The following is a 26,921-nucleotide window of genomic DNA, read 5'->3' as shown; positions in this document are numbered from 1 at the left end:
TCGCGACGATGCCGGACGAACAGAAGCTTCTTGAGTACCTCAGGCGGGCGACCGCGGACCTCGGACAGGCGCGTCAGCGGCTGCGCGAGGAGGAGGACGCCAGACACGAGCCGATCGCGATCGTCTCGATGAGCTGCCGGTACCCGGGCGGCGCGGACACGCCCGAACGCCTGTGGGACATGGTGTCCTCCGGCACCGACGCCATCTCCGAGTGGCCGGCCGACCGGGGCTGGGACATGGCCACCCTCTACGACCCGGACCCGGACCGGCCCGGCACCTCCTACACCCGCCACGGTGGATTCCTGCACGAGGCCGGGGAGTTCGACGCCGCGTTCTTCGGCATGTCGCCGCGCGAGGCCCTCGCCACCGACCCGCAGCAGCGGCTCCTCCTTGAGACGTCCTGGGAGACGCTGGAGCGCGCGGGCATCGACCCGGCCGCCCTGAAGGGCACGGCGACCGGCGTCTTCGTCGGCGCCATGACGAACGGCTACGGCGACGGCTCCCGCGACCGGTCCGACGTCCAGGGCCTGCTCCACACCGGAACCGCGGGCAGCGTGATCTCCGGCCGGATCTCCTACACCCTGGGCCTGGAGGGCCCGGCGGTGACCGTCGACACGGCGTGCTCGTCCTCGCTGGTCGCCCTGCACCTCGCGATACGGGCGCTGCGCTCCGGCGAGTGCGACCTCGCCTTCGCCTGCGGCGTCACCGTCATGCCGCACCCCGACCCCTACGTCGCCTTCAGCCGCCAGCGCGCCCTGTCCCCCGACGGCCGCTGCAAGGCCTTCGCGGCCGGGGCCGACGGCACCTCGTGGTCCGAGGGCGTCGGCGTGCTGCTGGTGGAGCGACTGTCGGACGCCCGCCGCAACGGTCACCGGGTGTTGGCGGTGGTGCGGGGGAGCGCGGTGAACCAGGACGGGGCGAGCAACGGTCTGACCGCGCCGAACGGGCCTTCGCAGCAGCGGGTGATCCGGGCGGCGCTGACCGACGCCCGGCTGCTGCCCGGTGACGTGGACGCGGTGGAGGCGCACGGTACGGGGACCCGGCTCGGGGATCCGATCGAGGCGCAGGCGCTGCTGGCGACGTACGGCCAGGACCGTCCGGCGGACCGGCCTCTGCTGCTCGGCTCGTTCAAGTCGAATGTCGGGCACACCTCGGCCGCCGCCGGGGTGGGCGGGGTCATCAAGATGGTTCAGGCGATGCGGCACGGGGTGCTGCCCCGGACGCTGCACGTGGACGCGCCGACCCCGCAGGTCGACTGGTCGGCGGGCGCGGTGGAACTCCTGACCGAGGAGCGGTCCTGGCCCGCCGACCCCGACCGCCCCCGCCGCGCCGCCGTGTCCGGGTTCGGGGTGAGCGGCACCAACGCCCACGTGATCCTGGAAGAGGCGCCACCGTCCGAGGACAGCGCCCCCGCCGAACTCCCGGAGACCGGCGCCCCCTTGCCGCTGGTGCCCTGGATCCTCTCCGCCCGCAGTGAGGACGCGCTCACCGAGCGGGCCCGGCAGCTGCTCTCCCTGGTCGAGGCGGAGCCCGGCCTGAGCCCCGGCGCCGTCGCACGGGCCCTCGCCACCGGCCGCTCGCCGTTCGAGCACCGCGCCGTGGTGGTCGCGGGCGACCAGGACGCGTTCCGTACGGGACTCACCGCACTGATGACCGGAAGCGAGGCCGCCGACGTGGTCCGCGGTCTCGCGGGACCCGCCGGCCGCACGGTGTTCGTCTTCCCCGGCCAGGGATCCCAGTGGACCGGCATGGCGCTCGAACTGCTCGACTCGTCACCGGTCTTCGCCGCCCGCATGGCCGACTGCGAACGGGCCCTCGCCCCCCACGTCGACTGGTCCCTGACCGAGGCCCTGACCTCCGCGACGGACCTGGAACGGGTCGACGTGGTCCAGCCGGTGCTCTGGGCCGTGATGGTCTCGCTGGCCGCGCTCTGGCGCTCGGCCGGAGTGGAGCCGGACGCCGTCCTCGGCCACTCGCAGGGCGAGATCGCCGCAGCGGTCGTCGCCGGGGCCCTCACCCTGGAGGACGGCGCCAAGGTCGTCGCCCTGCGCAGCCAGGCCATCGTCACGCTGGCCGGACGGGGCGGAATGGCCTCCGTTCCGCTGCCGCCGGGGGAGTTGGCCGACCGCCTCGCCCAGTGGGACGGCCGGCTCTCCGTCGCCGCCGCCAACGGCCCGGCCGCCACCGTGCTGTCGGGTGACACCGAGGCGATCGACGGCATCGTGGCCCAGCTTCAGGCCGAGGACGTACGGGCCCGCCGTATCCCCGTCGACTACGCCTCCCACTCCGTACACGTCGAGGAGATCCGGGAGCGGCTCCTGGAGTGCCTCGCGGACATCGAGCCGGTGACCGGCCGGGTGCCGTTCTTCTCCACCGTGGACCTGCGCTGGCAGGACGCCGACGCGCTGGACGCCGAGTACTGGTACCGCAACCTGCGCCGGACGGTGCGGTTCGAGGAGGCCACCCGCACCCTGCTCGCCCAGGGCTTCCGGTACTTCGTCGAGTCCAGCGCCCATCCGGTGCTCACCGTGGGCATCACCCAGACGGCCGAGGCCGAGGAGTCCGACGCCGTCGCCGTCGGCACCCTCCGCCGCGACCAGGGCGGCCTTGACCGCTTCCTGCTCTCCCTCGCCGAGGCCCACACCGGCGGACTCGCACCGGACTGGGACACCCTGCTCGCCGGGCACCCGGACAGTCCCGTCGACCTGCCCACGTACCCCTTCCAGCGACGCAGGTACTGGCTGGAGCGGCCTACCGCCGAAGCGGAGGGCGCGCTCGCCGACCCCGCCGACGCCGCCTTCTGGGAGAGCGTCGGCGGGCAGGACCTCCCGGCGCTCACCACCACGCTCGGCGTCCGCGCCGACGACCCGCTGACCGTCGTACTGCCCGCTCTGGCCGACTGGCGCAGGCGGCGCGAGGAACGCGCGACCGTGGACTCCTGGCGCTACCGGATCGACTGGCGGCCCCTCGCCGACTCCCCGGCGGGCCGCACCGCCACCCTGACCGGCACCTGGCTGGTCGCCGTCACCGACGGCACGGACGCGGATCCGGCGCGGGAAGCCGCCCTCCGGGCGCTCCGCGAGGCCGGAGCCGTCCCCGTACCGCTGGTCCTGACCGAGGCCGACACCGACCGGACGGCACTGACCGTACGTCTGTCCGAAGCGGCGGCAGCCGAGCCCGGCCCGGTCTCCGGCGTCCTCTCCCTCGTCGCCCTCGACGAACGCCCGCACCCCCGCCACCCCCACCTGCCCCTCGGTACCGCGCTCACCCTGACCCTCGTACAGGCACTGGGCGACAGCGGGATCACCGTCCCCCTCTGGTGCACCACCCGGGGAGCGGTCACGACGGGCCGCGACGACGCCGTGACCAGCCCCGGACAGCACCTGGTGTGGGGCCTGGGCCGGTGTGCCGCGCTGGAGCACCCGCAGCGCTGGGGAGGTCTCGTCGACCTGCCCGACACGCTGGACGAACGGGCCGCCGCCCGGCTGTGCGGCATCCTCGCCGGCCGGACCGGCGGGGCCGGCGAGGACCAAGTCGCTGTACGCCCCTCCGGCACATACGGCAGGCGGCTGGTCCGCGCGGCCCCCGCCACCCCTGGCACCGACGTCTGGCAGCCGCGCGGCACCGTCCTGGTCACCGGCGGGACCGGCGGCGTCGGCGCGCACCTCGCACGCCGGCTGGCCGAGGGCGGCGCCGAACACCTCGTCCTGGTCGGGCGCCGGGGCGCCGACACCCCCGGCGCGGCCGACCTGGCCGCCGAGCTGACCGCGCTCGGCACCAGGGTCACCGTCGCCGCCTGCGACGTCGCCGACCGGGACCGGCTCGCCGAACTGGTCGCCGGGCTCGAACAGGACGGCTCCCGGATCAGGACCGTCATCCACGCCGCCGGCACCGGCCAGCTCGTGCCGCTGACCGACACCGACCCCGACGAGTTCGCCGGCATCCTCTACGCCAAGGTCGCCGGCGCGGAGAACCTCGACGCCGTCTTCGACCGGGACGACCTGGACTCCTTCGTCCTGTTCTCCTCCATCTCCGGCGTCTGGGGCAGCGCCGACCACGGCGCCTACGCCTCCGCCAACGCCTACCTCGACGCACTCGCCGACCGGCGCCGCGCCCGGGGCCGCACCGCCACCTCCGTCGTATGGGGCATCTGGGACCCCGAGGGCGGCGCGGGCATGGCGGCCAACCTCGTCGAGGAGCAGCTGCGCAGCCGGGGCATTCCCTTCATGTCCCCCCAGGTCGCGCTGACCGGACTCCAGCAGGTCCTGACCGACGACGAGACCGTCGTCCTGGTCACCGCCGTCGACTGGGACCGCTTCGCCCCCGTCTTCACCTCGGCCCGGCCCAGCCCGCTCATCGGCGAACTGCCCGAGGTCCGCCGCGCACTCGCCGAGGAGACCGCCCCCGGCGAGGCCGGCGACGCGACCGCCTCCTCGCTGCGTGACCGGATGGCGGACCTGCCCCCGGCGGACCGCGACCGCCTGCTCACCGACCTCGTACGCGGTCACGCGGCCGGCGTACTGGGCCACGGGTCCGCCGACGCCATCGCCCCCGAACGGGCCTTCCGCGAGCTGGGCTTCGACTCGCTGACCGCCGTGGAGATGCGCAACCGGCTGAACGCGGCCACCGGCCTGCGCCTCCCGCTCACCGTCCTGTTCGACTACGCCACGGCCACCGCGCTCGCCCGGCATCTGCGCGAGGAACTCCTCGGCCCCGACACCGCCGCCCCCGCCCTGCCGGCCGTACCCGCCCATGTACGCGCCGACGCCGACGACCCGATCGCCATCGTCGCCATGAGCTGCCGCTACCCCGGTGACGTACGGAGCCCGGAGGACCTCTGGCGGCTCGTCGCCGAGGGCCGGGACGTCATCTCGGGGCTGCCCGCCGACCGTGGCTGGGACCTGGACGGCCTGTACGACACCGATCCCGACCGGCCCGGCACCACCTACAGCGCCGAAGGCGGATTCCTCTACGACGCCGGGCAGTTCGACCCCGCCTTCTTCGGTATCTCGCCGCGCGAGGCGCTGGCCATGGACCCGCAGCAGCGGCTGCTCCTGGAGACCTCCTGGGAGGCCCTGGAGCGGGCCGGCATCGACCCCGCCTCCCTGCGCGGCGGCCAGGTCGGCGTGTTCGCCGGCGCCGCCTACCAGGGCTACGGCGGCCTGAGCGACGTACCCGAGGAGGTGGAGGGCCATCTCATCGCCGGCATCTCCACCAGCATCCTGTCCGGTCGTATCGCCTACACCCTCGGCCTCGAAGGTCCGGCCGTCACCGTCGACACGGCCTGCTCGTCCTCCCTGGTCGCCGTCCACCTGGCGGCCCAGGCACTGCGCTCCGGCGAGTGCACACTCGCGTTCGCCGGCGGGGCGACCGTGATGGGCACCCCGCTGTCCTTCACCGGCTTCAGCAGACAGCGCGGACTGGCCGCCGACGGCCGCTGCAAGTCCTTCGCCGCCAGCGCCGACGGCTTCGGCATGGCCGAGGGCATCGGACTGCTCCTGCTTGAGCGGCTTTCGGACGCCCGCCGCAACGGCCACCCCGTGCTGGCCCTCGTCCGGGGCTCGGCGGTCAACCAGGACGGCGCCAGCAACGGGCTGACCGCACCCAGCGGCCTGGCGCAGCAGCGGGTCATCCGCAGCGCGCTCGCCGGCGCGGGCGTGCCCCCGGCCGAGGTGGACGTCGTGGAGGCGCACGGTACGGGGACCCGGCTCGGGGATCCGATCGAGGCGCAGGCGCTGCTGGCGACGTACGGCCAGGACCGTCCGGCGGACCGGCCGCTGCTGCTCGGCTCGCTGAAGTCCAACATCGGGCACAGCCAGGCCGCCGCGGGTGTCGCCGGAATCATCAAGATGGTCCAGGCGATGCGCCACGAGGTACTGCCCCGCACCCTGCACGCCGAGGAGCCGACCCCCAACGTCGACTGGTCGGCGGGCGCTGTCGAACTCCTGACGGAACCCAGGCCGTGGACCCGCAACGGCCATCCGCGCCGGGCCGGTGTGTCGTCCTTCGGGCTCAGTGGCACCAACGCCCACGTGATCATCGAGCAGCCTCCGGAGCAGCCGTACGACGAAGAGCCGTACGACGAAGAGCGGGGCGGCGCACCCGAGGGGAGCACGCTCGGGGCGGCCGTTCCGTGGCCGCTCTCCGCCCGTACCCCGGAAGCGCTGCGTGAGCAGGCAGCGCGCCTGCACGCCCGGCTGACGGAGCGTCCGGAGCTGCGGCCCGTCGACGTCGGCCACACCCTGGCCACCACCAGGGCCCCCTTCGAGCACCGTGCCGTCGTCGTCGGCACCGACCGTGACACCCTGCTGACCGGTCTGGCGGCACTCGCCGCCGGCCAGAAAGACCCCGCCGTGGTGCGCGGCACCGCGACCACCCCCGGCCGTACCGTCTTCGTCTTCCCGGGTCAGGGTTCGCAGTGGGTGGGTATGGCGGTGGGGCTGCTGGACTCCGCTCCCGTGTTCGCGGAGCGGATCGCGGAGTGTGAGCGTGCGCTGTCGCCTTATGTGGACTGGTCGTTGACCGCTGTGCTGCGCGACGAGCCGGACGCGCCGTCGATCGACCGGGTGGATGTGGTCCAGCCGGTGCTGTTCTCCGTGATGGTGTCGCTGGCCGCGCTGTGGCGGTCGTACGGTGTCGAGCCGTCGGCCGTCGTGGGACACAGCCAGGGCGAGATCGCCGCCGCCGTGGTCGCCGGGGCTCTGTCGCTGGAGGACGGGGCCAAGGTCGTCGCCCTGCGCAGCCGGATCCTGACCGCACTGGTCGGCCGGGGCGCGATGCTCTTCGTCGCCCTCCCCGACACGGACGTACGCGAACGGCTCACGCCCTGGGGCGAGAAGCTGTCCGTGGCCGCCGTCAACGGCCCCTCCTCCGTCACCGTCTCCGGCAACCCGGAGGCACTGGAGGAGTTCGGCGAGCGGCTGTCCGAGGACGGCGTGATGCGGTGGATGATCCCGGGCGTGACCTTCGCCGGGCATTCGCCCCAGGTGGACGAGTTGCGCCAGGAGTTGCTCGACGCGCTCGCCGGGGTCGCACCGCGCCGCTCCGGGATCGCCTTCTACTCCACCGTCACCGGGGACGCCCTGGACACCACGGCCCTGGACGCCGAGTACTGGTACCGCAACCTCCGCGAGCCCGTGGAGTTCCACAAGACCGTCGCCGCGCTGATCGACGCCGGCCACGACACCTTCGTCGAGGCCAGCCCGCATCCGGTGCTGACCGTCTGGATCGAGCGCAGCCTGGAGGCCGCCGACATCGCCGGACGCGTCACCGGCACCCTGCACACCGACGACGGCGGCCCCGACCGTTTCCTGACCGCCCTGGCGGCGCCGCACGTCCACGGCGTCCCGGTGGACTGGCGTGCCGTGTTCGCGGGGACCGGCGCCCGACCCGTCGAACTGCCCACCTACGCCTTCCAGCGGCAGCGGTACTGGCTGGAGCCCACCGCCACGCAGCCCGAGGGAGCCATAGCGCAGGGCGGTACGCAGCCGGCCGACACCGCCTTCTGGGACGCCGTCGAGCGCGGCGACCTCGGCACCGTCGCCACCGCCCTGAACCTTCCGGACGAGGACGAGACCGCCCGCGCCTCCCTGGGCGGTGTGCTCCCCGCACTCGCCGACTGGCAGCGCGGACGCCGAGGACGCGGCACCATCGACGGCTGGCGCTACCGCGTCACCTTCAAGGCCCTGCACCTCGCCCCCGGCACACCCGCCCTCACCGGCACCTGGTGGGTCGTCGTACCGGCCGGCGCGGCCACCGACCCGTTGGTGACGGGCGCGCTACGGGCACTTGAGCGGCACGGCGCCTCGGCCGTACCCGTCGAGGTCGCCGCCGCCGACGCCGACCGGGCCGCACTCGCCGCCCGGCTGGGCGCCCTGACCGCCCCGGACGGCGGCGTGCTCTCGCTCCTCGCCCTCGCCGAGGACCCGTACACCGACGGCTCCGCGCTGCCGACCGGACTCGCCCTCACCACCACCCTGCTGCAGGCGCTCGGCGACGCCGGGATCAACGCCCCGCTGTGGTCCGCCACCAGCGGCGCGGTGTCCGTCGGACGCTCCGACGCCCTCACCGCCCCGGCCCAGGCGACCCTGTGGGGACTCGGCGCCGTGGCAGGCGTCGAGTACCCGGAACGCTGGGCCGGACTGATCGACCTGCCCGCCGACCTGGACGACCGAGCCGGCAGCCGACTCGTGGCCGTACTGGCCGGCCTCGACGGCGAGGACCAGATCGCCGTCCGGCCCTCGGGCGTCTACGGCCGCAGGCTCGTCCGGGCCCTGCCCGTCGAGGCGACGACCCAGGGCGGCTGGAAACCCGACGGAACCGTACTGATCACCGGCGGCACCGGCGCCCTCGGCGCCCATGTCGCCCGGCGGCTCGCCCGCTCCGGCGCCCGGCACCTGCTGCTCACCGGCCGCCGCGGACCCGGCACACCCGGCGCCGCCGAACTCGTCACCGAACTCGCCGGCCTCGGCGCCGAGGCACAGGTCGCCGCCTGTGACGCCGCCGACCCGGACGCGCTCGCCGCCCTGCTCGCCGGCATCCCCGAGGACCGGCCCCTGCGCGCCGTCGTGCACGCCGCCGGTGTCCTGGACGACGGCGTCCTCGACACCCTCACCCCCGAACGGGCCGCCGCCGTCCTGCGCCCCAAGATGGACGCCGCCCGCAACCTGGACACCCTCACCCGCGACCTGGACCTGACCGCGTTCGTCCTGTTCTCCTCGCTCGCCGGCACCCTCGGCGGCACCGGACAGGGCAGCTACGCCGCCGCCAACGCCTTCCTCGACGCCCTCGCCGAGCAGCGACGCTCACTCGGCCTGCCGGCCACCGCCGTGGCCTGGGGCCTGTGGGCGGGCGACAGCGCCGCCGACTCCGCCCGCGAACGCCTCGTACGCAACGGCCTCCCGCCGATGGACTGCGAACTGGCCGTCACCGCCCTCGAACAGGCCCTCGACCGGGCCGAGAGCAGGCTGGTGCTCTGCGACTTCGCCTGGGGCCGCTTCGCGCCCGCCTACACCGCGCTGCGGCCCAGCGCGATCCTGCGCGACCTGCCCGAGGCCCGCGACATCCTGGCCGCCGCCGGAGCCGACCGACAGGACACGGAGGGGGACTCCCTCGCCGGACGCCTCGCGGCCCTGCCCGCGCAGGAGCGGCAGGAGGAACTGACCCGTCTGGTCCGCACCGAGGTCGCCTCCGTCCTCGGCTACGCGGACCCCGCCGGCATCGACCCCGACCGGGTCTTCAAGGACCTCGGCTTCGACTCGCTCACCGCCGTCGACCTGCGCAACCGCCTCTCCGAGGTCACCGGACTCCGCCTGTCGGTGACCCTGGTCTTCGACCACCCCACCGTCACCGCCCTGGTGGACCACGTACGGTCCGAACTGGGCGGCACGACATTGGCACCGGCCTCGGTACCGGCGGTGTCCGGCTCACCGGCCGACCCTGCCGCGCCTGTCGACGACGATGCCATCGCCGTCGTCGCGATGAGCTGCCGCTACCCCGGCGGTGTCACGACCCCGGAGGAACTGTGGCGGCTGGTGACGTCGGGCTCCGACGCCATCACAGAGTTCCCAACCGGCCGTGGCTGGGACCTCGACGAGCTGTACGACCCCGACCCGGACAAGATCGGCCGGACGTACGCCCGCGAGGGCGGGTTCCTGCACGACGCGGACCACTTCGACCCGGCGTTCTTCGGTATCTCCCCGCGTGAGGCGCTGGCGATCGACCCGCAGCAGCGGCTGCTCCTCGAGATCTCCTGGGAGGCGTTCGAACGGGCCGGTATCGACCCGGCGTCGCTGAAGGGCAGCCGGGCCGGGGTCTTCGTCGGCTCCAGCTACCGCGACTACGGCTCCCGCGTCCAGCAGCCCACCGAGGAGACCGAGGGCTACCTCGGCATCGGCAGCGCGGGCAGCGTCGCCTCGGGCCGGATCTCCTACACCTTCGGCCTGGAGGGCCCGGCGGTCACCGTCGACACGGCCTGCTCGTCCTCGCTCGTCGCCGTGCACCTCGCGGCCCAAGCGCTGCGCTCCAGCGAGTGCACGCTCGCGCTGGCCGGCGGTGTCACGGTGATGTCCACCCCCGGCGCGTTCATCGAGTTCAGCAGGCAGCGCGGCCTCGCCGCCGACGGCCGCTGCAAGCCCTTCGCCGCCGCCGCCGACGGCACCGCCTGGGCCGAAGGCGCGGGCATGGTCGTACTGGAGCGGCTCTCCGACGCACGGCGCAACGGCCACCCCGTGCTCGCCCTGGTCCGAGGCTCCGCGGTCAACCAGGACGGCGCGAGCAACGGGCTCACCGCCCCCAACGGCCCCTCCCAACAGCGCGTCATCCGCCAGGCCCTCGCCTCGGCGGGGCTCGGCAGCGCCGACGTCGACGCGGTGGAGGCACACGGTACGGGCACACGGCTCGGCGACCCGATCGAGGCACAGGCCCTGCTGGCGACGTACGGCCAGGACCGGCCCGCCGACCGGCCGCTGCTGCTCGGCTCCCTCAAGTCCAACATGGGACACGCCCAGGCCGCCGCCGGTATCGCGGGCCTGCAGAAAATGGTGCTGGCCATGCGGCACGGGGTCCTGCCGCGGACCCTGCACGTCGACGCGCCGACCCCCTTCGTCGACTGGTCGGCGGGCGCTGTGTCACTGCTCACCGAGGACACCCCGTGGCCGGACAACGGCCGTCCGCGCCGGGCCGGGATCTCGTCCTTCGGCGTCAGCGGCACCAACGCGCACACGATCCTGGAACACGTGCCGGACGAGTACGTGCCGGACGGCGTGGCGGAGCCGTCGAGCGCCGACGAGGCCGGTGCTGGCGACGACGGTGACGGGGTTGTCCTGCCGTGGCTGCTGTCGGCCCGCAGCCGGACCGCCCTCAAGGCCCAGGCCCAGCGGCTGCTGGAACACGCCGACGCCCGTCCCGGCCTGCGCCCGGCCGACATCGCGCACACACTGGCCACCGGCCGCGGCACCTTCGAGTACCGGGGCGCCGTCGTGGGCGACAGCCGCGAGGCGCTGATCGGCGGCCTGAAAGCCCTCGCCACCGCCGGCGACGCACCCGGCGTCACCCAGGGCACGGCCGTGGCGGGCAAGACCGCGTTCCTCTTCGCCGGACAGGGCAGCCAGCGCGCCGGAATGGGCGCCGAACTCTATGCCCTGCACCCCGTCTTCGCGGACGCCTTCGACGAGATCTGCGCCGAGCTGGACCCGCTGCTGGACCGGCCGCTGCGCGAGGTGGTCTTCGCCCCGGCCGGTTCGGAGGCGGCGGCTCTGCTGGACAGTACGGAGTACACGCAGCCGGCGCTCTTCGCGGTCGAGGTCGCCCTGTTCCGGCTCGTCGAGCACTGGGGCGTCGTGCCGGACCTGCTGCTCGGGCACTCGATCGGCGAACTGGCGGCCGCCCATGTGGCCGGGGTGCTGTCGGCGCCCGACGCCGCCGTACTGGTCGCGGCCCGGGGCCGGCTGATGCAGGCACTGCCCGAGGGTGGTGCCATGGTCGCGCTGACCGCGTCCGAGGCCGATGTCGAGGCGCTGCTGGCCCCCTATGAGGGCCGCGTCGCGGTGGCCGCCGTCAACGGTCCGGCCTCCGTGGTCGTCTCCGGCGACGAGGACGCCGTCCTCGACATCGCCGAACAGTGGCGCGACCGTGGCGGCAAAGCCCGCCGGCTCACCGTCAGCCACGCGTTCCACTCGCCGCACATGGACGCCATGCTCGACGAGTTCCGGCGGACCGCAGAGAGCCTGGACTTCCGGGCGCCGCGCATCCCGCTGGTCTCCGACGTCACCGGCGAACTGGCCACCCCCGAGCAGCTGGCCTCGCCCGAGTACTGGGTGCGGCACGTCCGGGAGGCCGTCCGCTTCCACGACGGCATGCGGCGCCTCGCCGCCGAAGGCGCCGTGACCTACCTCGAACTCGGCCCCGACGGCTCACTGACCGCCATGGGACGCGACTGCCTCGCCAACGACGACCCGTCCGAGTTCAAGGACCAGGCGACCGCGGGTGAGCTGGTGCCGCTGCTGCGCAAGGACCGCACCGAGACCCGAGCCGTCACCGACGCCCTCGCCCACCTGTACGTCCGGGGCACGGCCGTGGACTGGCCCACGGTCGTGGAAGCCGCTGTCGCCGGCACGGCCACCGGCACGGTCCGGCAGGTCGAACTGCCCACCTACGCCTTCCAGCGCGAGCGCTACTGGCTGGAGGCGACGGCAGCGGCCGGCGGTATGGCCGCCGCCGGGATCCTCCCGGCCGACCACCCGCTGCTCGGCGCCGCCGTCCCGCTCGCCGACACCGACGGAGTCCTGTTCACCAGCAGGCTCTCCGTACGCACCCACCCGTGGCTGGCCGACCACGGCGTCTTCGGCACCGCCCTGCTCCCCGCCACCGCCCTGCTGGAACTGGCGGTCCGGGCGGGCGACCAGGTCGGCTGCGGCCAGGTCGAGGAACTCACCCTGGAGGCCCCGCTGGTGATCCCCGCACGGGGCGCCGTGGTGCTGCAGCTGTCAGTCGGCGCCCCGGACGCCACCGGCGCCCGCCCGCTCAGCGTCCACACCCGGCCCGGGGACACGGACGACGCGGCGTGGACGTGCCACGCCCGGGGCCTGCTCCTCCCCACCGCCGAGGAGACCGAACCGGCCGAGTCCATGACCTGGCCGCCGCCCGGAGCGGAGCCCGTGGAACTGGACGGGCTGTACGAGCGGTTCGCCGAGGGCGGCTTCGGCTACGGGCCCGTCTTCCAGGGACTGCGCGAGGTGTGGCGGCTCGGCGACGAGGTGTACGCGGAGGCGGGCCTGCCGTCCGAACAGCAGGCCGAGGCCGCGAAGTTCGGGTTGCACCCCGCGCTCCTCGACAGTGCCCTCCACTCGCTGATCTTCGGCGTCCTCGAAGGCACCACCCAAGGGTGGCTGCCGTTCTCCTGGAACGGTGTACGGCTGCACGCCTCCGGCGCCCGCGCCCTGCGCATCCGGCTGACGCCCGCGGGCAACAAGGCCGTATCGGTGCGCGCCACCGACACCACCGGCCAACCGGTCGCCTCGATCCGGTCCCTGGTGCTCCGCCCCGTCAACCCCGACCAGGTACGGGCCGCCAGGACCGCCCACCACGACGACCTGTTCCGCGTCGAGTGGCCCACACTGCCCCGGCCGGCCGCCGCCACCCCGGACGGGTGGGCCGTCATCGGCGCCGAGGCAGCCGACTGGGCGGCCCACGGCATCACCCGCTCCGCCCCCGACCTCGAAGCGCTGTCCCGCGCGGTCGCCGGGGGAGCGGAGGGAGCCGGGGGCGCAGGAGGACCCGGGGACATCACCCCGCCCGCGATCGTCCTCGCCCACGTCCCCGCCGCCCCGGTCGGACTGGGGCAGGCCGACGCCGTACGGCACGTCACCGGCCGCACGCTCGCCCTCGTACGGGACTGGCTGGCCGACGACACGTTCGCCGACGCCAAGCTGGTACTCGTCACCCGGGGCGGGGTATCGGTGACCGCCGACGGCGACGCGCCGGACCTGACCCACGCTGCCGTGTGGGGGCTGGTGCGGTCGGCGCAGACCGAGAACCCGGGCCGCTTCGTCCTGGCCGACCTCGACGACACCTCACAGGACGGTCTCGTCGCCGCCGTCGCCAGTGGCGAACCCCAACTCGCGCTGCGCGAGGGCCGGGCGCACATCACCCGGCTGGCCCGCGTACCCGCCGCCGAGCAGCCGGAGACACCCGACTGGGCGCGCCCCGGCACGGTCCTGATCACCGGCGGTACCGGCGCCATCGGCTCCGTACTCGCCCGGCACCTGGCAGCCGTACACGGCGTGAAGCGCCTGCTGCTCACCAGCCGCCGGGGGCCCGCCGCCGAGGGCGCCGCCGACCTGGTGGTCGACCTCGCCGCACTGGGCGCCCACGCGGAGATCGTGGCCTGCGACGCCGCCGACCGGGACGCGCTGGCCCGGCTGCTCGGCTCACTGCCCGACGAGCAGCCGCTGACCGCCGTGGTGCACGCCGCCGGAACGATCGCGGACGGGGTCGTGGACGCGATGACGCCGGTACAACTGGACACGGCCCTGCGGCCCAAGGTCGACGCGGCCTGGAACCTCCACGAACTGACCGAGGGCATGAACCTGTCCGCGTTCGTCGTGTTCTCCTCCATCGCCGGCATCTTCGGCGGCATGGGCCAGGGCAACTACGCGGCGGCCAACTCCTTCCTGGACGCGCTGGCCCACCACCGCCGGACGCTCGGCCTGCCCGCCGCGTCGCTGGCCTGGGGACTGTGGGCCAACAAGGGCGGTATGAGCGGAGGCCTCGACGAGGCCGACTTCCGGCGCATCGCCCGGGGCGGCATCATCGCCTTCTCCCCGGCCGAGGGCGCCGCCCTGTTCGACACGGCGACCGCCACCGGTGAGCCCGTCGTGCTGCCCCTGCGGCTCGACACCACCGCCCTGGCCGCCCAGAGCGGCGACGGTGGCGTCCCCGCCCTGCTGCGCGGCCTCGTACGCCCGCCCGCGCGCCGTAGCGCGGCGGCGGGCGAAGCGGCACCGGACGCGGCCGACACGCTCAGGCGCACCCTGGCCGGACAGCCCGAGCACCGGCGGACACGCACCCTGCTCGACCTGGTGCGCGGGCACGCCGCCATCGTGCTCGGCTTCCCCGGCCCCGCCTCGGTCGACGCCGAACGCGGGCTGCTGGAACTCGGCTTCGACTCGCTCACCGCCGTCGAACTGCGCAACCGGATCGGCGCCGCCACCGGCCTGCGGTTGCCCGCCACCCTGCTGTTCGACCACCCCACCTCCGGAGCCATCGCCCGCCAACTGCTCCTCGAACTCGCCCCCGACGGCACCGGCCCCGACCCCGTCGACACGGCCGGCCTGGCCGAACTCGGCCTGCTCGAAGGCGCCCTGGACAGCGGCACGGCCGCACCGGAGCTGATCAACCGGCTCCAGGAACTGATCGGCAGGCTGCGCCCGGGAACGGGTGACGCGGTCGAGGACCGACTGGAGGAGCGGATGGACACGGCCAGCGACGACGAGCTCTTCGAGTTCATCGACAACGAACTCGGCATGTCGTGAACCCCACGCCCACATCCGCGACCCGGCGACTCCCCACGCCCGAGCCCGCCCGCTCGAAGGCCCCGAAGGTGACGGTGCACAGTGACTGACGCCACGCTGAACGACGACAAGCTCCGCGACTACCTCAAGCGGGTCGCCGCCGACCTGCACCGCACCCGGCGGCGGCTGCAGGAGGTGGAGGCCCAGCAGCAGGAACCCGTGGCCATCGTCGGCATGAGCTGCCGCTACCCGGGCGGAGTCGATTCCCCCGAGAAGCTGTGGCAGCTCGTCGCCTCCGGCACCGACGCGGTCGCGGGCTTCCCCGCCGACCGGGGCTGGGACCTCGACGCCCTGTACGACCCCACCAGGGAGCGCCCTGGCACGACGTACGCCGCCGAAGGCGGATTCCTCACCGCCGCCGCCGACTTCGACCCCGCCTTCTTCGGCATCTCGCCCCGCGAGGCCCTCGCCATGGACCCCCAGCAGCGGCTGCTCCTGGAGACCACCTGGGAGGCCTTCGAACGCGCCGGCCTCGACCCGGGCGGCCTGCGCGGCAGCGACACCGGCGTCTTCGTCGGCGTGATGTACCAGGACTACGCCCTGCGGCTGCGCCAGGTCCCCGACGACATCCAGGGGTACATCGGCAACGGCAGCTCCGACAGCGTCGCCTCCGGCCGCCTCTCCTACACCTTCGGCCTGGAGGGCCCGGCGGTGACGGTGGACACCGCCTGCTCGTCCTCCCTCGTCGCCCTCCACCTGGCCGCCCAGGCCCTGCGCCGGGGGGAGTGCGGGCTGGCGCTGGCCGGCGGCGCCATGATCATGTCGACGCCGGTGCCGTTCGTCGAGATGAGCCGGCAGGGCGGGCTCGCCGCCGACGGCCGCTGCAAGTCCTTCGCCGCCGGGGCCGACGGCACCGGCTGGGGCGAGGGCATCGGCATGCTCCTGCTGGAGCGTCTCTCGGATGCCCGCCGCAACGGGCATCCCGTACTCGCCCTGGTACGCGGCACCGCAGTGAACCAGGACGGCGCGAGCAGCCGACTGACCGCCCCCAACGGGCCCGCCCAGCAACGGGTCATCCGTCGGGCGCTCGCCGACGCCGGGCTCACCGCCGCCGAGGTCGACGTGGTCGAGGCACACGGCACCGGCACCCCGCTCGGCGACCCCATCGAGGCACAGGCGCTGCTGGCCACCTACGGCCAGGACCGGCCCGGCGACCGGCCACTCCTGCTCGGCTCCCTGAAGTCCAACATGGGCCACACCCAAGCCGCGGCGGGCGTCGGCGGCATCATCAAGATGGTCATGGCGATGCGGCACGGGACGGTGCCGCCCACGCTGCACGCCGAACAGCCCACCCCCACGGTCGACTGGTCCGCCGGCGCCGTGGAACTGGTCACCGAGGCCGTGGCCTGGCCGGAGACCGGCGCCCCGCGCCGCGCGTCCGTGTCGTCCTTCGGCATCAGCGGCACCAACGGCCACGTCGTCCTCGAACAGGCCGGCCCCGAGCCCGAGGCGGCACCTCAAGGCGAAGCCGACCCGTCCGACGCCGCCGAGCCCGGCCTCCCGGCCGCCCTGCCCTGGCCCGTCTCCGCCCGCAGCCGCGAGGCCCTGCGCGCCCAGGCCCGCCGCCTCGCCGCCCACCTCGACACCCACCCCGGACAGCGCCCCCTGGACGTCGGCCACGCCCTGGCCACGACCCGGGCCGCCCTCGAACACCGGGCCGTCGTCATCGCCGCCGACGAGGACGGGTTCCTGCGCGGCCTGCGGTCCCTGGCCGAGGACACCCCCGACCCGGGAGTGCTGCGCGGCACCGGCGCCCCCGGCGCCGACACCGCGTTCGTCTTCCCCGGCCAGGGATCGCAGTGGACCGGCATGGCCGCCGAACTGCTCGACTCCGCCCCGGTCTTCGCGGAGCGGATCGCCGACTGCGCACGCGCCCTCGCCCCTCACACCGACTGGTCCCTGACCGACGTACTGCGCGACGCCCCCGGCACCCCGCCGCTGGACCGCGTCGACGTGGTCCAGCCCGCGCTGTGGGCCGTGATGGTGTCGCTGGCCGAGCTGTGGCGGTCGTACGGTGTCGAACCGTCGGCGGTGGTCGGGCACAGCCAGGGCGAGATCGCCGCCGCCGTGGTCGCCGGGGCACTGTCCCTGGAGGACGGCGCCCAGGTCGTCGCCCTGCGCAGCCAGGCCATCGCCGCGCTCGCCGGCGCCGGTGGCATGGCGTCCGTACCGCTGCCGGTCGACGAGGTCCGCGCCCTGCTGACGGACTGGGACGGGCGCCTGTCCGTCGCGGCCGTCAACGGGCCCGCCTCCGTGGTCGTCTCCGGCGACCAGCCGGCGCTGGACGAGCTGATCGACCGGCTCACCGCCCGCGACCTCCGGGTCCGGCGCATCCCCGTGGACTACGCCTCGCACAGCGCCCACGTCGAACGCATCCACGACGAACTGCTCACCCTGCTGGCCGGCATCCGCCCCCGCCCCTCCGACATCCCCTTCTACTCGACCGTCACCGGCGAACCGTTCGACACCACCGGCCTGGACGCCGGCTACTGGTACCGGAACCTGCGGCAGACCGTCGAGTTCGAACAGACCACCCGCGCCCTGCTGGCCGCCGGACACCATGTCCTCGTCGAGGTCAGCCCCCACCCGGTGCTCACCGTCCCGATCGAGGAGACCGCCCGGGCGGCCGGCGCCGAGGAGGCCGTGGTCATCGGCACGCTGCGCCGTGACGACGGCGGTGGGGACAGGTTCCTCGCCGCTGTAGGCGAGCTGTACGTGCACGGCGTACGCGTCGACTGGCGGGCCGCCTACGCCGGTCGGCGCACCCACCGGGCCGACCTGCCGACCTACGCGTTCCAGCGCCGCCGGTACTGGCTGGAGGACTCCGCCGCGCCCCAGGGCGACATGGCCTCGGCCGGCCTCACCGCCGCCGACCACCCCCTGCTCGGCGCGGTCGTCGCCCTCGCAGACGGGGACGGCCTGCTCCTCACCGGCCGCCTCTCCACCCGCACCCACCCCTGGCTCGCCGACCACGCGGTCCGCGACGCCGTCCTGCTGCCCGGCACCGCCTTCCTGGAGCTGGCGGTCCGGGCGGGCGACCAGGTCGGCTGCGCCCAGGTCGAGGAACTCACCCTGGAGGCCCCCCTCGTCCTGCCGGCGGAGGGCGGCGTCGCTGTACAGCTCGCCGTCGGCGCCCCCGACCGGGACGGGCGGCGCCCGTTGAGTCTGCACGCCCGCCCGGACGGCACGGACGACGTGTCGTGGACGTGCCATGCGCGAGGCCTCCTGGTCCCGGCGGCCGGGGAGCCGGAACGGGACGAGTCGACGGCCTGGCCGCCGGCGGGCGCACAACCGGTGGAACTGGACGGGCTGTACGAGCGGTTCGCGGAGGGCGGCTTCGCCTACGGGCCCGTGTTCCAGGGGCTGCGCGCGGCGTGGCGGCTGGGGGAGGAGGTGTACGCGGAGGCGAGTCTCCCCTCGGAGCAGCAGGCGGAGGCCGCGCGGTTCGGGCTGCATCCCGCGCTCCTCGACAGCGCCCTGCACGCGACCGGCCTCGGTGAAGCCGCCGAGGGCCGGATGCCGTTCGCCTGGACCGGAGCCGTCCTCCACGCGCAGGGCGCGACCGGTCTGCGGCTGCGGATCACCCCCGCCGGACCGGACACGGTGTCGCTGCACGCCTTCGACCAGGCCGGACGGCCCGTCCTGACCGTCGACGGCCTCGCCCTGCGGCCGGTCGCCGCCGGCAGCCTCACGGCCCCGGCCACCGGCCACCACCACGACTCGCTCTTCCGCCTCGACTGGACGCCCGCCCGCGCGGTACCCGGCCCCACCTCGGCCTCCTGGGCGATCCTGGGCCCCGCCGCGAACAGCCCGGACGTCACCGCCTACGCGGACCTCACCGCGCTGCGGCAAGTCGGCGCCGCCCTGCCGGAGTTCGTTGTCGCCGACCTCGGTGCGGCCCCGGACCACCACGCCGAGGGACTCGCCGACACCACCCGTAACGCCGTGCACGACGCCCTCGCGCTCCTCCAGGAGTGGCTCGCCGACGACCGGTTCACCGGGGCGCGGCTCGTCCTGGTCACCCGGGGCGCGATCTCCGCCCGGCCCGGCGAGGACGTGCCGAACCTGCCGCACAGCGCGGTATGGGGCCTGGTGCGCTCCGCGCAGACCGAACACCCGGGCCGCCTCCACCTCGTCGACGTCGACCCGGACACCGACGTGTCCGCCGCCGTCGCCGCCGTGCTCACCGCCACCGGCGAGACCCAGTTCGCCGTACGCGGCACCGAGGTCCTCGTGCCGAGGCTGGCAAGGATCACCGTCCAGAACGACCCGGCGCCGACGCTCGACCCCGATCGCACCGTCCTGATCACCGGGGGCACCGGCCTGCTCGGCGCCCGCGTCGCCCGGCACCTCGTCACCGAACACGGCGTACGGCAGCTGCTGCTGACCAGCCGCAGTGGTCCCGAGGCTCCCGGCGCGGCCGAGCTGCGCGACGAACTGGCCGCGCTCGGCGCCGAGGTGAGCGTCGTCGCCTGCGACGCGGCCGACGCGGAACGGCTCGCCGAAGTCCTGGCAGACGTGCGGCCCGAGCATCCGCTGACGGCCGTGGTGCACACCGCCGGAGTGCTCGACGACGGAGTGATCTCCTCCCTCACCCCCGACCGAGTCGACGCCGTCCTGCGCCCCAAGACCGACGCGGCACTCAACCTGCACCGGCTCACCGCCGGCATGGACCTCGCGGCCTTCGTGCTCTTCTCCTCCGCCGCCGGTACCTTCGGCGGCCCCGGACAGGGCAACTACGCCGCCGCCAACGCCTTCCTGGACGCCCTGGCCCAGCACCGCCGGGCACAGGGCCTGGCAGGCCGGTCCATCGCCTGGACGCTGTGGGAGCGGCGCAGCGCGATGACCGGCCACCTCGGCGACGACGAGGTCCGCCGGATCGCCCGCTCGGGCCTGCCGCCCCTGACCGACGAGCAGGGACTCGCCCTTCTCGACACCGCGCTCACCGTGGACGAACCGCTCCTGGTGGCCCTGCGGCTGGACACCGCCGCGCTGCGCGCCCGGGCCGAGAGCGAACCCGTACCCCGTCTGCTGCACGGCGTGGTCAGGCTGCCCGCCCGACGCCAGGTGGCCCTCGCCGCCGCTGCCGACGACGACCGGAGCCCGCTGGCGGAACGGCTCGCCGCCCTGGACGCCCCGGGCCGCCGCCGTGAACTCCTCGACCTGGTGCGCGGTCAGGTCGCCGCCGTACTCGGCCACCCGACGCCCGAGGCCGTCGAGGCGGGCCGCGCCTTCCGGGACCTCGGCTTCGACTCGCTGGCCGCCGTCGACCTGCGCAACCGACTGAGCAACGCCACCGGGCTGCGGCTGCCCGCCACCCTCGTCTTCGACCACCCGACCCCCGAGGTCCTCGCCGCCCACCTCGGCGGCGAACTGCTCGGCGCGGACACCGGCGGCCCGGCGACCACCACCGCCCAGTCCGCCACCGGCGGCACGGCGGTTGACGAGGACCCGATCGCCGTCGTCGCCATGGGCTGCCGCTACCCCGGCGGCGTCCGCTCGCCCGACGACCTGTGGGACCTGGTCGCCTCCGGCACCGACGGCATCGCCGACTTCCCGGCCGACCGGGGCTGGGACCTGGACGCCCTCCACGACCCCGACACCGAGCGCCACGGCACCTCGTACGCGCGGGAGGGCGGCTTCCTGTACGACGCGGCGGAGTTCGACGCGGGCTTCTTCGGTATCTCCCCGCGTGAGGCGCTCGCGATGGACCCGCAGCAGCGGCTGCTCCTGGAGACCTCCTGGGAGACGCTGGAACGTGCCGGCATCGACCCGACGACCCTGCGCGGCAGCGCCACCGGCGTCTTCGTCGGCGTGATGCACCAGGACTACGCCGCCCGGCTCCTGCCCCACATCCCCGAGGAGGTCGAGGGTTTCCTCGGCGCCGGCAACTCGGGCAGCGTCGTGTCCGGCCGCGTCAGCTACGTCCTGGGCCTGGAGGGCCCGGCGGTGACCGTCGACACGGCGTGTTCGTCCTCGCTGGTCGCCCTGCATCTCGCGGTACGCGCGCTGCGCTCCGGCGAGTGCGCCCTCGCCCTCGCCGGTGGCGTCACCATCATGTCCAGCCCCGAACTGTTCGTCGAGTTCAGCCGCCAGCGCGGCCTGGCCTCCGACGGCCGCTCCAAACCCTTCGCCGAGGCCGCCGACGGAGTCGGCTTCGGCGAAGGCGTCGGCACGGTGTTGCTGGAGCGACTGTCGGACGCCCGCCGCAACGGCCACCGGGTGTTGGCGGTGGTGCGGGGGAGCGCGGTGAACCAGGACGGGGCGAGCAACGGTCTGACCGCGCCGAACGGGCCTTCGCAGCAGCGGGTGATCCGGGCGGCGCTGACCGACGCCCGGCTGTCGCCCGGTGACGTGGACGTCGTCGAGGCACACGGTACGGGGACCCGGCTCGGGGATCCGATCGAGGCGCAGGCGCTGCTGGCGACGTACGGCCAGGACCGTCCGGCGGACCGGCCCCTGCTGCTCGGCTCGTTCAAGTCGAATGTCGGGCACACCTCGGCCGCCGCCGGGGTGGGCGGGGTCATCAAGATGGTTCAGGCGATGCGGCACGGGGTGCTGCCCCGGACGCTGCACGTGGACGCGCCGACCCCGCAGGTCGACTGGTCGGCGGGCGCGGTGGAACTCCTGACCGAGGAGCGGTCCTGGCCCGCCGACCCCGACCGCCCCCGCCGCGCCGGAGTCTCCTCCTTCGGCATGAGCGGCACCAACGCCCACCTGGTGCTGGAACACCTGGCGGAAGAAGAACAAGGGCCCGAGCCCGCCGCCGAAGGACATCCCGTCCCCTGGGTGCTCTCCGGCCACACCCCCGAGGCACTGCGCGCCCAGGCCGAACGGCTCGCCGACCACGCCGACGCCCGGCCGGACCACAGCGCCGCAGCCATCGGCCTCGCCCTCGCCACCACCCGCACCCGCCACGACCACCGCGCCGTCCTGGTCGGCGACCGGGAACAACTGACCGCCGGTCTGCGGGCGCTGGCCGCCGACGCACCCCTGGCCACCGTGGCACGGGGCACCGCGACCGCCGCCGGCCGCACCGTGTTCGTCTTCCCCGGCCAGGGCGCCCAGTGGACCGGCATGGCGCTCGAACTGCTCGACTCGTCACCGGTCTTCGCCGCCCGCATGGCCGACTGCGAACGGGCCCTCGCCCCCCACGTCGACTGGTCCCTGACCGGTGTGCTGGCCTCCGCCGCGGACCTGGAACGGGTCGACGTGGTCCAGCCCGCCCTGTGGGCCGTCATGGTCTCGCTGGCCGAGGCCTGGCGGTCCTACGGGGTCGAGCCGGACGCCGTACTCGGCCACAGCCAGGGCGAGATCGCCGCGGCCGTCGTCGCCGGGGCTCTCACCCTGGAGGACGGCGCCAAGGTCGTCGCCCTGCGCAGCAGGCTGCTGCGAGCCGTCGCCGGGAACGGCGGCATGGCCTCGGTGGCCCTGCCCGCCGACCGCGTCCGCGAACTGCTCGTCCCCTGGGGCGAGAAGATCTCGGTCGCCGCGGTGAACGGCCCGCGCTCCACCGTGGTCGCCGGCGAGACCGTGGCACTGGCGGAACTCCTCGACGCCTGCGAGAAGGACGGCATACGCGCCCGGCGCATCGAGGTCGACTACGCGTCCCACTCCGCCGGCATGGACATCCTTCGCGACGAACTGCTCGACGTCCTCGCCGACATCGCCCCCACCACGTCCGGCACCCGGATGTTCTCCACCCTGGAGGCCGACTGGATCGAGGGCCCCGAACTCACCGCCGATTACTGGTTCCGCAACCTGCGGGGCACAGTCGAGTTCGAGCCCGCCGTCCGGGCCCTGACCGACGCCGGATTCACCACCTTCGTCGAGTCGAGCCCGCACCCCGTGCTCGCCCCGGCCGTCCAGGAGGTGCTGGAGGACACCGGGGCCACGGGAGTGGTGGTCGGCTCCCTGCGCCGCGACGACGGAGGCCAGGAGCGGCTGCTGCTCTCGCTGGGCGAGGCCCACGTCCAGGGCGTGCCCGTGGACTGGGCCCCGGCCCTCGGCCCCACCGGCCGGACATCCCGGCCGGCGGCCACGGAACCCCCGCCGGCGGACCTCCCCACGTACGCCTTCCAGCGCACCCGCTACTGGCTCGACGTCCCCGTCCGCACCGGTGACGTGGCCGCCGCGGGGCTGGCCTCCACGGACCACGCGCTGCTGGGGGCCGCCGTCGATCTGGCCGACTCCGGGGAGCAGGTGCTCACCGGACGGCTGTCGTCCAGGACACACCCCTGGCTCGCCGACCACGTGGTCTCCGGGACGAACCTGCTGCCCGGCACCGCCTTCCTCGAACTCGCCCTGCGCGCCGCGGACGAGGTCGACAGCGCCCTGGTCGACGAACTGACCCTGCAGGCCCCGCTGATCCTCCCCGAACGGGACGCCGTCCACATCCAGCTGCGCGTCGGACCGCCCGACGACGACGGCAGGCGGCCCCTCGGCCTGCACTCCCGGTCCGAGACCGCCCCCGGCACGGACTGGACCTCGCACGCCACCGGAACCCTGGCCCCGGGCGACCGCTCCGACGGCCCGCCCGCGCCCGCCGCCTGGCCGCCGGCCGGCACCGAACCCGTCGACCTGGACGGCCTGTACGACCGCTTCGCCGAGGCCGGATTCCGCTACGGCCCCGCCTTCCAGGGGCTGCGCGCCGCCTGGCGCGACGGCACCGACGTATACGCGGAGGTTGCGCTCGAACGGCAGTCGGACAGCGGCGGATACCTCCTCCACCCGGCCCTGCTGGACGGCGCCCTCCAGGCGTCCGCGCTGCTCGGCGACCGGCCGGGCCCGGCCCGGCTGCCGTTCTCGTGGAACGGCGTCACCGCCCACGCCACCGGGGCGTCCGCCCTGCGGATCCGGATCGGCCCGGCCGGCCCCGACGCGGTGAGCCTGGACGCCTGGGACCCGACCGGGCGGCCGGTCCTGTCCGCCGAGTCCCTGGTCCTGCGCCCGCCGGCCGCCAACCTGTCGGCCGCTGCCGTCGCGGGCCGGGACGGCCTGTACCGCCTGGACTGGACCCCGGCCCCCGGCGACGCCAAGACCACCGCCCCGCTCACCGGCTGGGTGGCGCATGACCACGCGGGCTCCGGCGCGCCCACGGCGGTCGTCTGGACCTGCCCGGCCAACCCCGGCCCCGACGAGGCCGCCCGAGTCCGCGACACTGCCGCCGCCACCCTCGACGTCGTGCAGCGGTGGATGTCGGACCCCCGCTCCGGCGACGCCCCGCTCGTGGTCGTCACCCGCGACGCGGTCGCGACCGGGCCCGGCGGACACCCGGCCGACCCCGCGCAGGCCGCTGCCTGGGGGCTCGTCCGGGCCGCCCAGACCGAACACCCGGGCCGTTTCGTCCTGCTGGACCTGGACGGCACCACCGAGTCGGCGGACGCCCTGCCCCGCGTGCTCGGCTGGGCCCACACCGCGAGGGAGCCCCAGTCCGCCGTACGCGCCGGGAACCCGCTCGTGCCCCGGCTCGCGAGGTCGGGCCGGTCCGGGACGCTCACGCCGCCGCCCGGCGAACCGGCCTGGCGGCTGGACACCACCGGAGGGGGCAGCCTCGACGGCCTGGTCCTCGTGCCCTCTCCGGAGGCGACTGCCCCGCTGGCCCTCGGCGAGGTCCGGGTGGCTGTCCGCGCCGCCGGCCTGAACTTCCGGGACATCGCGGTCAGCCTGGGCCTCGCCCCCGACCAGCGGATCCTCGGCAGCGAAGGAGCGGGCACCGTCCTGGAGACCGGCCCCGGAGTGACCGATCTCGCCCCCGGTGACCGGGTGTTCGGAGTCTTCGGCGGCGCCTTCGGCCCCGTCGCGGTCGCCGACCGGCGCACCCTCGCCCCGATCCCGCGCGGCTGGTCCTACGCCCAGGCCGCCTCCGTACCGATCGCCTTCCTCACCGCCCACTACGGCCTGTTCGACCTGGGCGGCCTCACGGCGGGGGAGACGGTCGTGGTGCACTCCGCGGCCGGCGGTGTCGGCATGGCCGCCGTCCAGCTCGCCCGGCACGCCGGAGCCGAGGTGTACGGCACCGCGAGCCCCGGCAAGTGGGACGTCCTGCGCGGCCTCGGCCTGGACGACGACCACATCGCCTCCTCCCGCACCCTCGACTTCGCCGACCGTTTCCTCGACGAGACCGACGGACGCGGTGCCGACGTCGTACTGGACTGTCTGGCACGGGAGTTCGTGGACGCCTCCCTGCGGCTGCTGCCGCGCGGCGGGCGGTTCCTGGAGATGGGCAAGACCGACATCCGCGACGCCGACACCGTCGCCGCCGCCCACCCCGGGGTCCGCTACCGGGCGTACGACCTGGCGCAGGCGGGCCCGGAGCGCATCGCCCAGATGCTCGACCTGATCCTCGACCTGTTCCGGCAGGGCGCCCTCACCCCGCTGCCGCTCACCTGCTGGGACGTGCGCCGGGCCCCGGAGGCGTTCCGGTACGTCGGCCAGGCCCGGCACACCGGCAAGAACGTGCTGCTGCCGCCCACCGCCCCGAACCCCGACGGCACCGTCCTGATCACCGGTGGCACCGGCACCCTCGGCCGCCTGGTGGCCCGGCACCTCGTCACCGGACACGGGACACGGCACCTGCTGCTCACCAGCCGCAGCGGCCCCGAGGCTCCCGGCGCGGCCGAGCTGTGCGACGAACTGGCCGCGCTCGGCGCCGAGGTGAGTGTCGTCGCCTGCGACGCCGCCGACCGCGACCGGCTCGCCGAGGTCCTGGCCGGCATACCCGCCCAGCATCCGCTGACGGCCGTGGTGCACGCCGCCGGTGTGCTCGACGACGCCGTGGTCTCCTCCCTCACCGCCGGCCAGCTGGAGCGCGTACTGCGCCCGAAGACGGACGCGGCGCTGAACCTGCACGAGCTGACCCGGGACGAGGACCTGGCCGCCTTCGTCCTGTTCTCCTCCGCCGCCGCTCTCCTCGGCGGCGGCGGCCAGGCCAACTACGCCGCCGCCAACGCGGCCCTGGACGCACTCGCCGAGCGCCGCCGTGCCGAGGGCCTGCCAGGTCTGTCCATCGGCTGGGGCATGTGGGAGGAACGCAGCAGTATGACCGGCCACCTCGGCGAGGTGGACCTACGGCGCATGAACCGCAGCGGGGTCACCCCGTTGACCTCGGCGGAAGGACTGGCCCTGTTCGACGTGGCTCTCCTGGCCGAGGACGCCTACCTGCTGGCCGCGCGGCTGGACACCGCCGCCCTGCGTGCCGGCGCCGGACAGGACGTACCGGCACTGCTCAGCGGCCTGGTCAGGACCCCGCGTCGGCGGGCCACCGCCGCGAACGACAACGGCAACGGCAGCGGGGAGGCCGCGGGCCTCGCGGACCGGCTCGCCCGGCTGTCGGGGGCGGACGCCCAGCGCGCGCTGCTGGACCTGGTCCGCGGCCACGCCGCCGCCGTCCTCGGCCACCCGTCGCCCGAACTGGTCCAGCCCACCCGGGCGTTCAAGGAACTCGGCTTCGACTCCCTCACCGGCGTGGAACTGCGCAACCGGCTGTCGTCCGCGACCGGCGTACGGCTCCCGGCGGGCATGGTCTTCGACCACCCGACCCCCGAAGTACTGGCCCGTCACCTCGCCGCGACCACCGGCCGACGCCGGCAGACGGGGGCTCCCGCACCGCTTGCCGAGCTGGACCGGTTCGCGGAACTGGTCGCCGGCCTCGCGCCGGACGCCCCCGACCGCGACCGGCTCTCCCAGCGGCTGCGCGAGGTGCTGGCCCGCCTCGAAGCCGCCGAACCCGACGGACAGGAGAACGGCCCGGTCACCGCGGACCGCATCGAGTCCGCCACACACGACGAGATCTTCGACCTCATCGACAACCAGCTGGGCATCTCGTGACGCCCCGGATCCACGTACGGC

The 26,921-nt window shown here is 74.8% G+C and carries 2 protein-coding genes; both read left to right on the top strand.

Features of this window, described 5'->3' with window-relative positions; translation table 11 throughout:
- Nucleotides 1–8: 8 nt before the first annotated feature.
- Nucleotides 9–15,032, top strand: coding sequence for a type I polyketide synthase (locus QA861_RS24690; RefSeq protein ID WP_334590764.1), 15,024 nt, complete (start codon nucleotides 9–11; stop codon nucleotides 15,030–15,032).
- A gap of 81 nt (nucleotides 15,033–15,113) precedes the next feature.
- Nucleotides 15,114–26,900 carry an SDR family NAD(P)-dependent oxidoreductase gene (locus tag QA861_RS24685; RefSeq protein ID WP_334590763.1) on the top strand — a complete coding sequence of 3,929 codons (11,787 nt, stop codon included), beginning with the start codon at nucleotides 15,114–15,116 and terminating at the stop codon, nucleotides 26,898–26,900.
- Nucleotides 26,901–26,921: the final 21 nt, after the last annotated feature.

Source organism: Streptomyces sp. B21-083 (assembly GCF_036898825.1).
Classification (GTDB): Bacteria; Actinomycetota; Actinomycetes; order Streptomycetales; family Streptomycetaceae; genus Streptomyces.
Note: the sequence above shows the minus strand (reverse complement) of the source record. Positions and strands in the feature narration are given on the sequence as shown.